This window comes from Paractinoplanes deccanensis, from assembly GCF_016862115.1.
Taxonomy (GTDB): Bacteria; Actinomycetota; Actinomycetes; order Mycobacteriales; family Micromonosporaceae; genus Actinoplanes; species Actinoplanes deccanensis.
The window spans coordinates 105,885-114,408 of the sequence record NZ_BOMI01000017.1 but is presented as its reverse complement, the minus strand read 5'-3'; the positions used below and the strand labels follow the sequence as shown (position 1 = coordinate 114,408).

General features: G+C 72.8%; 5 protein-coding genes. 1 reads left to right on the top strand and 4 read right to left on the bottom strand.

Annotated features, from left to right (window positions below):
* Nucleotides 1-556: 556 nt before the first annotated feature.
* Together Ade02nite_RS06210 and Ade02nite_RS06205 are read right to left on the bottom strand one after the other, a co-directional pair.
* Nucleotides 557-1,528 carry an endonuclease/exonuclease/phosphatase family protein gene (locus tag Ade02nite_RS06210; protein WP_203760541.1) on the bottom strand — a complete coding sequence of 324 codons (972 nt, stop codon included), beginning with the start codon at nucleotides 1,526-1,528 and terminating at the stop codon, nucleotides 557-559.
* A 63-nt stretch (nucleotides 1,529-1,591) separates the two neighbouring features.
* Complete coding sequence (locus tag Ade02nite_RS06205; protein WP_203760540.1) at nucleotides 1,592-4,027, bottom strand: LamG-like jellyroll fold domain-containing protein; 2,436 nt, start codon at nucleotides 4,025-4,027, stop codon at nucleotides 1,592-1,594.
* Nucleotides 4,028-4,219: 192 nt separating this feature from the next.
* Here Ade02nite_RS06205 and Ade02nite_RS06200 point away from each other — a divergent pair, with 192 nt between their 5' ends.
* Nucleotides 4,220-5,731 (top strand): diguanylate cyclase domain-containing protein, encoded by a 1,512-nt coding sequence (locus Ade02nite_RS06200; protein WP_203760539.1) that lies wholly within the window; start codon nucleotides 4,220-4,222, stop codon nucleotides 5,729-5,731.
* 8 nt (nucleotides 5,732-5,739) lie between these two features.
* On the opposite strand, the gene Ade02nite_RS06195 is transcribed toward Ade02nite_RS06200, so the two are convergent.
* Together Ade02nite_RS06195 and Ade02nite_RS06190 are read right to left on the bottom strand one after the other, a co-directional pair.
* Nucleotides 5,740-6,363 carry a hypothetical protein gene (locus tag Ade02nite_RS06195; RefSeq protein WP_203760538.1) on the bottom strand — a complete coding sequence of 208 codons (624 nt, stop codon included), beginning with the start codon at nucleotides 6,361-6,363 and terminating at the stop codon, nucleotides 5,740-5,742.
* Nucleotides 6,364-6,414: 51 nt separating this feature from the next.
* Nucleotides 6,415-8,523 (bottom strand): FUSC family protein, encoded by a 2,109-nt coding sequence (locus Ade02nite_RS06190; RefSeq protein WP_203760537.1) that lies wholly within the window; start codon nucleotides 8,521-8,523, stop codon nucleotides 6,415-6,417.
* Nucleotide 8,524 lies beyond the last annotated feature (1 nt).

Below are 8,524 nucleotides of genomic sequence, written 5' to 3'. Positions count from 1 at the left end.
AAGCCACCCACCTCAACCACCACCCAGCACCCAGCACCCAGCACCCAGACAGCCCAACCCAGGCCACTACCAGCGCAGACCACCCGCTCACCACCCAAGCGCCGCCACGCGCCGCCGGCCAGGCGGCGTGGCCCGGACACCACACAAGCCACCCACCACGCCCACCCCCAGACCGCCCGGCACCCAGATCGGCCCCACCGCACGCCCCCAGCGCGAACCGCCCGCTCGCCATCCAGGCGCCGCCGCGCGCACCGTTGGCTGGGCGGCGTGACCGGGACACCACCCAAGCCGTCCACCGCCGAGACCCGTCCAACGCAGGCCGCTCCCAGCGCAGGCCGCTCCCAGCGGAGGCCGTCAACCGGGCAGGTCCGGGCACCACGCGCCGCACACGGGGCAGGTCCGGGCACCACGCGCCGCGCCGCAGCGCGGACGGCTCGGGCGCCGCCCTCGGCTGGGGCGGCGCCGTGCGTGGGGCGGCGCCGCGGGTGAGGCGGCGCCGCGGGTGAGGCGGCGCCGCGGGTGAGGCGGCGCCGCGGGTGAGGCGGCGCCGCGGGGGTCAGGCGAAGTCGAAGGTTGCTACGACCGGGGCGTGGTCGGACTCCGGGTATTTGATGTCGGTGGCGAAGGACTGGGACTCGTCGTGCAGGAGCTCGTTGTGGATTTCGGAGCCTCGGTAGTGGGCCAGCAGGTTGCGGGTGACCAGCATGTGGTCGAGCATGTCGCCGCGGCCCTGGTGGAACAGGGTGTAGCGGCTCGGCTCGGGGATGGTTGCCTCGATCGGGACCAGGACTCGGCCGGCCAGGGCGCCGTTTCCGGTGTCCTCCACCTGGCCGCGGATGGCCAGGACGGGGACCTCGTCGGGGGTGGCGTTGAAGTCGCCGGCGACGACTATGCGGGCGGCCGGGTCGGCGTCGAGGAGCTGGTCGACGAGGCGGCGTACCTCCAGGGCCTGCGCCATGCGCTTCATCGAGCTGATGAAGCTGCCCTCGGCCCACGAGTCGGCGCTGCGCCAGGTGAATGCGTCGACGGTCTGGCCGGGGATGTCGGTGGGGATCTTCGACTTGAGGTGGACGTTGATCACGTGGAGGGGCTTGCCGCCGGCGTTGAGCTCGACGTGGAGGATGGGGCGCTCGATGTTGATCTCTATGGGGAACTGGTCGGGCGGGTTGGCCGTGAGGCGGCGGTAGGTGGGGGCCTTGACCAGCTCGTTGCGCAGCTGCTGGCGGGCCAGGACGGGCAGGTGGGTGGCGACCACGAGGTTGCGCTCGTCGTAGACGCCGTCGTCCTTGGGCTTGGTGCTGACGAGTTCGGCGCCCTCCAGGTTGGTGCCGGCCAGCAGCTCGCGCAGCGCGTGCAGGTCGCGGGGCTTGCCGGGGCGCTCCTGGCCGTTCACCTCCTGGAAGCAGGCTATGTCGGCGCGCAGCCGCTGGATCTGGGGGCGCATGAGCGCGATGCGGTCGGCGAGCGACGGGCGCACGCCGGCCGAGGTCTCGTCGAAGTTCTCCAGGTTGAACGTCGCGATACGCATGTGCCGAATCTAGGATCTGAGCTGGGAAAACTCTGTCCTAGATCCGGCACCGCGCGGGCCGGGCTAGAGGCCCGAGGCGTGCAGTTCGGCGATCTCCGTGGCCGAGAGCGCCCGGTCGTAGAGGTGCACCTGGTCGACCGTGCCGTCGAGGTAGTCGACCGGGTTGCCGCCGTACTTGCCGCGGCCGATCACCGTGTTGCCGGTCGGGCCGGCCTGCGGCAGGCAGGCGCTGACCGAGCCGGCGAGGGCGCCGTCGACGTAGAGGCGCAGCTCGCCCTTGACCGTGTCGCGCACGCCGGCCAGGTGGTACCACCTGCCCACCTCGGGCTTCACCGGGGCGAGCGCGCGCACGCCGGCGAAGCTCATCGCGAAGCGCTGGTCGGCGCCGGAGTACTGCAGGTAGAAGTCGCTGTTCGCCGGGCCGTCCTGGCTGATGACGGTCTGGAAGGCCCCGTCGGCCTTGTCCAGCTTGACCCACGCGGCGGCCGAGTAGTCCGACGACGTGTCCAGCACCGGCTTGCCGGCGTCCATGAAGGCGTTCTCCAGCGCGACGCCCTGCCCGGTGCGGCCCTCGACGAACGTGCCGGCCGGCGTCAGCGTGCCGTACGACCCGTCCAGCGGCCAGAAGGCTATCCCGGTCAGGCCCGGCGTGCCGGCGGGCGGCTGCGGCACCGACGCCCCGCTCCCGTTCGCCTCCCGGATGATCTTCTGGTTGATGGCGCGCACCTGGCGCAGGTCCATCTTCGTGACCTGGCGGTCATAGGTGAAGAAGCCGTTGAGCTCGCCCTCCACGTCCGACAGCTGGGTGTAGACGGCCGCGCTGATGCCGCAGTACTGCGCCGAGGTGAGCACGTCCTCCTGGTTGCTCACGTACTTGGCGGTCAGCGTCGCCGAGTCGGGCGTCATCTCGTACGCCTGACCGTCGCCGAACCACATGTGGTTGGAGGTCTTGAGGCCGTAGCCGCCGTGCTCGCCGTCGATCGACACGCGGGTCTCCGACGGCGCCGGGGAGGCCGGGCCGAGGTACTGGTGGAAGTCGATCACGTCGCCGCGGCCGGAGTCGCCCTTGGAGTTGCAGCAGTTGACGCCGCTGTGCGCGTTCACCAGGCGGGACGGGTCCTGCGCCCGCACCGCGTCGGCGATCCGGCCGGTCGCGGCCCGGTCCCACTCGCCCCAGCCCTCGTTGAACGGCACCCAGGCGACGATCGACGTCCAGGACGCGTGCTCACGAACCATCTCGTGCAGCTCCGCCTCGAACTGGTCGCGCCACTCCGGCGGGATCGGGCCGGTGTTCGCGGACGGCATGTCCTGCCAGACGAGCAGGCCCAGCCTGTCGGCCCAGTAGTACCAGCGGTCGGGCTCGACCTTGATGTGCTTGCGGACCGCGTTGAAGCCCATCGCCTTGTCCTGCTGCAGGTCCCACTTGAGGGCCGCGTCGGTGGGCGCGGTGTGCAGGCCGTCGGGCCAGAAGCCCTGGTCGAGGTTGGCCATGTTGAACTGGATCTTGCCGTTCAGCGTGATCCGGAGCTTGCCGTCGGCGCCCTTGGCCGTGCCGACGGTGCGCAGGCCGAAGTACGACCCGACCGTGTCGACCGTCTTGCCGCCGCTCTGCAGGGTGACCGTCAGGTCGTACAGGAAAGGATTGTCGGGTGACCACAGCTTGGGCCTGCTGATCGGCAGCGTCAGCGTCGTCCCGGCGGCGCCCGTCACCGTGCCGGCCGTGCGGGAGCCGTCGCGCGCCACCGCCTTGACCGTCAGGCCGCTCCCGGCCGTCGTGTTGACCTTGAGTTGCAGCGAGGTCAGCGACGGCGTGACGACCAGGTCGGTGATCGAGGCGGCGGGCACGGGCTCCATCCAGACCGTACGCCAGATGCCCGAGCTGCCCTGGTAGAAGATGCCGCGGTCGCCGGTGCGGCGCTGCTTGCCGATCGGCTGGCCGGTGGCGTCGGTCAGATCCTCGGCCCAGACGATCAGCTCCTGCGGCCCGGTGCCGTTCAGCGCGTCGGTCACGTCGACGTCGAAGCCGTCGTACCCGCCGCGGTGGGTGGCGACCTGCGTGCCGTTGACGTAGACCTTCGCGTCGTAGTCGACGGCGGCGAAGTTGAGGCGCAGGCGGTTGCCCTGCCCGATCTTCCAGGTCGCCGGCACCGTGAAGGTGCGGCGGTACCACATGCGGTCCTCGTGCCGCTGGATCCCGCTGAGGGCCGATTCGATCGGGTACGGCACGAGCACGCGCTCGCCGAGGCTCCGGCCGGCCGGCACCGCCTCGCCGGTCTCCGCCTTGGCGAACTCCCAGACGCCGTTGAGGTTCTGCCACTTGTCGCGGGTGAGCTGCGGACGGGGATATTCGGGAAGCGCGTTGCCGGGGCCGACCTTGCTCGTCCACGGGGTGGCCAGCGGCGGGATCCCGGGATGCCAGGTGGGCTCCGCGTGCGCCGGTGCGGCGATGCCGACGACGCTCGCGATCAGGAGGACGGCGGACAGGGCATGTCTTTTCACGCGCGAAAGTCCTTTCGGTCGCTCGTGTTACGCCATGAGCCAACACATTTCAACAATGTTTCACAGGGAGCGTCAAGGACTCATGGGCGTCGATGTTTGCCCGAAGGGGCCGAACTTTCCCGCACCCGAACAGCGCCTGGGATCACACGCGGAGGGCTCACAACCGGGCGCGCGGTGCCGACTCATAGGGCCATGAGCGTGAGCAGCCAGATCCGGCCCGTGGGCCCGGACACCGTCGACGAGCCGCAGGACGCGCTGCTCGCCGACCTGGTGGCGTTCATGACCAAGGACACCCCGTCGGTGCAGCACGTGCTCGACCTGACGGTGCCGCACCTCGTGCGGGCGGCCGGGCTCACCGCCGCCACCGTCTTCGAGCTCGACTCCGAGACCGGCATGCTCTGCCCGACCGCGCAGTTCGGCGAGCCGGGCCGGCGCGACACGCTCGTCGCCGGCAAGGTGTTCCGCCTGGCCGCCGGCGCCGCGCCGAAGGTCACCGGCGAGCAGATGCCGATCCGCCTGCGCATCGGCGGGCAGACCGTCGGCGTGCTCCTGCTCACCGGCGGCGACCTGGACGCGCTGCGCCCCGACGTGCTCGCCGCGCTGGCCCTGCACTTCGCGACCACGCTGCAGGGCCTCGCCGCCGAGAAGCAGCGGCAGTGGGTCACGCACAACACCACGATCATCCGCCGCCTCTTCGAGGAGGGCATGGCGGCGACCACCGTCGAGGCGGCCGGGCACATCCTGGCCGGCGCCGCGGCGGACGGCTTCCGCACCGAGCACGCCGCCGTGTGCTTGATCGACGCAACCGGCACGGTCAACTACGTGCACGGCTTCAACCTGCCGGACGAGGGTGCCGCGCTCACGTCGGCGCTCGGCCAGGCGATCTCCCAGACGCCGGTGTGGCAGGCGATCAAGGACGGCAAGGTGTCGCTCATCAACGACGCGGCGACCGCGGACGTGCTCCCCGGCGGCCCGGTACGCACGATCGGCCTCAAGTCGTACATCGCCATGCCCCTGATGTCGGCGGCCGGGCCGGTCGGGCTGATCCTGTGCGGCGACTCCACGGCGCAGCGGGAATGGACCTTCCGCGACCGCATCTTCGCCGAGCAGCTCTCCGTCGAGGGCACCCTGATCGTCGACAGCGCCGGCATGCGCCAGGCGGCCCAGGCGCACGTCGCGCAACTCAGCCACCAGGCGTTCCACGACTCGCTGACCGGCCTGCCCAACCGCTCGTTCCTGATCGAGCGGGCGGAGCGCGCGGTCTCCGACGCGGCGGTCGGGGGCGGCCGCGTGGCGCTCATGCTGCTCGACCTCAACGGCTTCAAACAGGTCAACGACACGGAGGGCCACCAGGCCGGCGACGTCCTGCTCCAGCAGGTGGCAAAGCGACTGCTGGGAGCCGTACGCGACGACGACGTGGTCTCCCGCCTCGGCGGCGACGAGTTCGCCATCCTGCTGACCCGCGACCCCGACGACGCGGTGGCGTCAGCCGTCGCCGACCGGATCTGCGACCGGCTGCGCGAGCCGTTCACCATCGACGGCCAGCAGGTCACCGTGGGCGGAAGCGTGGGCATCGCCCTCTACCCGGAGGACGCCACCGACTACGAGGCGCTGATGAAGGGCGCCGACGCCGCCATGTACGAGGCCAAGCGCGACACGAAGCACCTCGGCGGCGGCCGGCGCCGCGCGACGCCTCAGCCCTAGCCCTCGTCTCAGGCGAAGATGCCGGCCACCGAGATGCCGACGACGGCGCCGCCGGCCAGCAGGCCCAGGCCGAACTTGCGGCTCTCGGGCAGCCAGGCCGAGCCGACACCGACGAGCAGGTAGAGCGGGATCCAGCCCCAGAACGGGGCGGCGAGCCCGGCGAGCGACGGGAACGCGGTCATCGGGCCGGCCGAGAACAGGCACGGCCCGCCGCAGCCCAGCGCGATCCCGGAGAGCAGACCGGCCAGCAGGCCGCGATCGATCATCTCGGCGGGTACGCGCGGCGAGGCCACGGTCAGCGTCGGATCCGCGTCGCCGGGCGGGTGCGTCAGCGTGATCACGTAGCCGGCGGGATCGTGCACGACGAGCACGCGGCCGTCCGGGCCGGCCCGGTCCTCGACGCGGCAGCCGGACTCCTCCCACAGGTGCCGGATGTCGTCGTAGACGTCGCCGGCCGTCTCGCCCAGATGCGGAAGGTGGCCGCCACGAAGAATCCGCGCGCCGGGGCCGGGCGGCGGGCGCAGCAGGGCGGGCGGGATCGGGGCCAGCCGCAGGCCGGCGTGCGCGTGAAGGGTCGCGTCCAGGCGCTGTTCGACGCCGCGGGTCGCTTCGGCGCGGCTGAGTCCCTTCACCTGAGAGACGATGCCAGCCTTTCACCCGTAATGCGGTGAAATCGAAGGGCGTTACACGGCGCCGTCGGCGGGTTGGGTGGCTTTGGCCTCTGCGGTGCCGACGGGCTCTCGGCGGCCGGCGAGGTCGTCGCGCAGCGCGAGCAGCCAGACGCGCAGGTCGGCGATGATGTAGAGGTCCTGCCCGAGGTCGTTGGGCCACGGGACCGGGACCGGCGGCGGCACGTCGGGCATCGGGTCGCCCCGGCGGAGGGCCGCCGCGGCCCGGGTGTAGCAGGCGGCCACGTCCTCGGCGGCGGCCGTCAGCTGGGTCTCGCAGGGCAGCAGGCCACCCGCGGGGCAGGAGCGGATCAGGGCCTCGGCGCCGCGGACGGCATGGTGGCCGGCCAGCAGGGTGGCCTGCCAGTCGACCTTGGCGCCGGGGTGGCGTTCGGACTGGTAAAGCGCGTAGGACGCCTCCGCAAGCAGGCTCGCCCTGCGGGCCGACGGGAGGGCGCCGGCCGGCTGGGCGCCCCTCGCCATGACGGCCACCGTCTCGCGGACCACCGGCGCGGACGCGGCCATGAAGTTCGCCGCGGCGCGCTGCAGCTCGCCGGCGCCGCCTCGGGGCCAGGCGAACAGGCCGATCAGCAGGCCCACCGCGGCGCCGATCACCACGTCGAGGACGCGGACCTCGGCCAGGCGCCAGTCGACCGGCGTGACCTGGGCGAAGACGAACGTGATGACCAGCGTGAACAGGGCCTGCGACCAGCCGAGGCCGAGCAGCGGGCCGGCCGCCAGGCCGGTCAGCATCACCACGGGCAGCACCACGGCGTACACCGTCGGGTCGAGGCCCAGCAGCAGCACGCCGGCGGCCACCACCGAGCCGGCGATGGTGCCGATCACCGCCGGTTTCAGCGCCGAGCGGGTCTCCGCGGCCGACGCCCGCAGCACCGTCAGGATCGTGAGCAGCACCCAGAAGCCGTGCGACAGGTCGAAGACGCCGGCGACCAGGCGGGCCACCGCGAGCGCCGCCGCCAGCCGCAGCGCGCCCTGGAAGGCGACGGACCGGGGTGTCAGGTTCTCGCGCAGGCGGTGCCACCAGAGGTACGGGGTGCCGCGGTACGCGTACCAGAACATGCCCTCGCCGACCGGGGTCCGCGGCCGCTCCCCCGCCGCGATGCGCGTCGCGAACACGAGCGACTTCGTCCACTCGCCCAGCGACAGCGCGAGCGCCCCGAGCTCCAGCCGTTCCGGTGGCAGCCCGCTCGGGTCCGTCGCGGCGCGCGCCGCGCGGAACTCGGTGAGCGCCGCCCGCAGCCGGTCGGTGTCGGGCAGCGGGCCTTTGCCGTACAGCCAGGCCGCGACCGTGTCGGTGCAGCCGGCCGCCGCCCGCAGCAGCCGTGCCGACGCGGGCAGGGTGACCGCCTCGCGATCCTCCAGGAAGTAGAGGTCGGCCGCGCGGCCCACCAGCAGCCGGGCCGTGCCCGCCGCCGAGCTGAGCGCCCGGTCGCGCCGGCCCGCCGACGCGGGACGCAGCTCGGGCGGCAGCCGGGAGGGCCGCAGCGCCTCGGCCGCCTCCGTGGCCTCGGGCAGCAGCGCCGCGAGCCGGGACCGGCCCTCCCTGCCCGACCAGTCGTCGGCGAGCGCGTCGAAGCACGCCGCCAGCAGCGAGACCGCCTTGGCCAGCCGTTCCCGGTACGGCTCCGGCGTCCGGTCGGGCCACAGCAGCAGTTCCGCCGCGGCGAGCAGCACGACGGCGAGCGTGAGGCCGGCCAGCCGCTGCGGGAGCGACCCCGGGTCGTACGGCGGGAAGCACGGCAGGATGTAGAGCAGCTGCATCCCGGCGGCGAGCCCGACCAGCCGGGGCCCGCCGACGCCGACGAAGCTGACCGCGAAGCCGAGCACGAACATGCCGGCGGCCGCCGCCCAGTCGCTCACCGACAGCAGCGTGCCGGCCGTGACCAGCGCCCACCCGACGGGCAGCACGGCGATCAGGGTCGCCGACCGCTGGCGCGGGCTGCCCGGGATGGTCGAGAGCGCGCCGAGGGCCACGGCGCCGAAGAGCGCGTACGGCGCCATGGCCGGCAGGCCGAAGACGTACCGGCAGAGATAGAAGCCGAGGCAGGCAACGAGCGTGACGCGCGCCGCGCGCCGCACCGCGGGAACCCCCAACCACGTCATC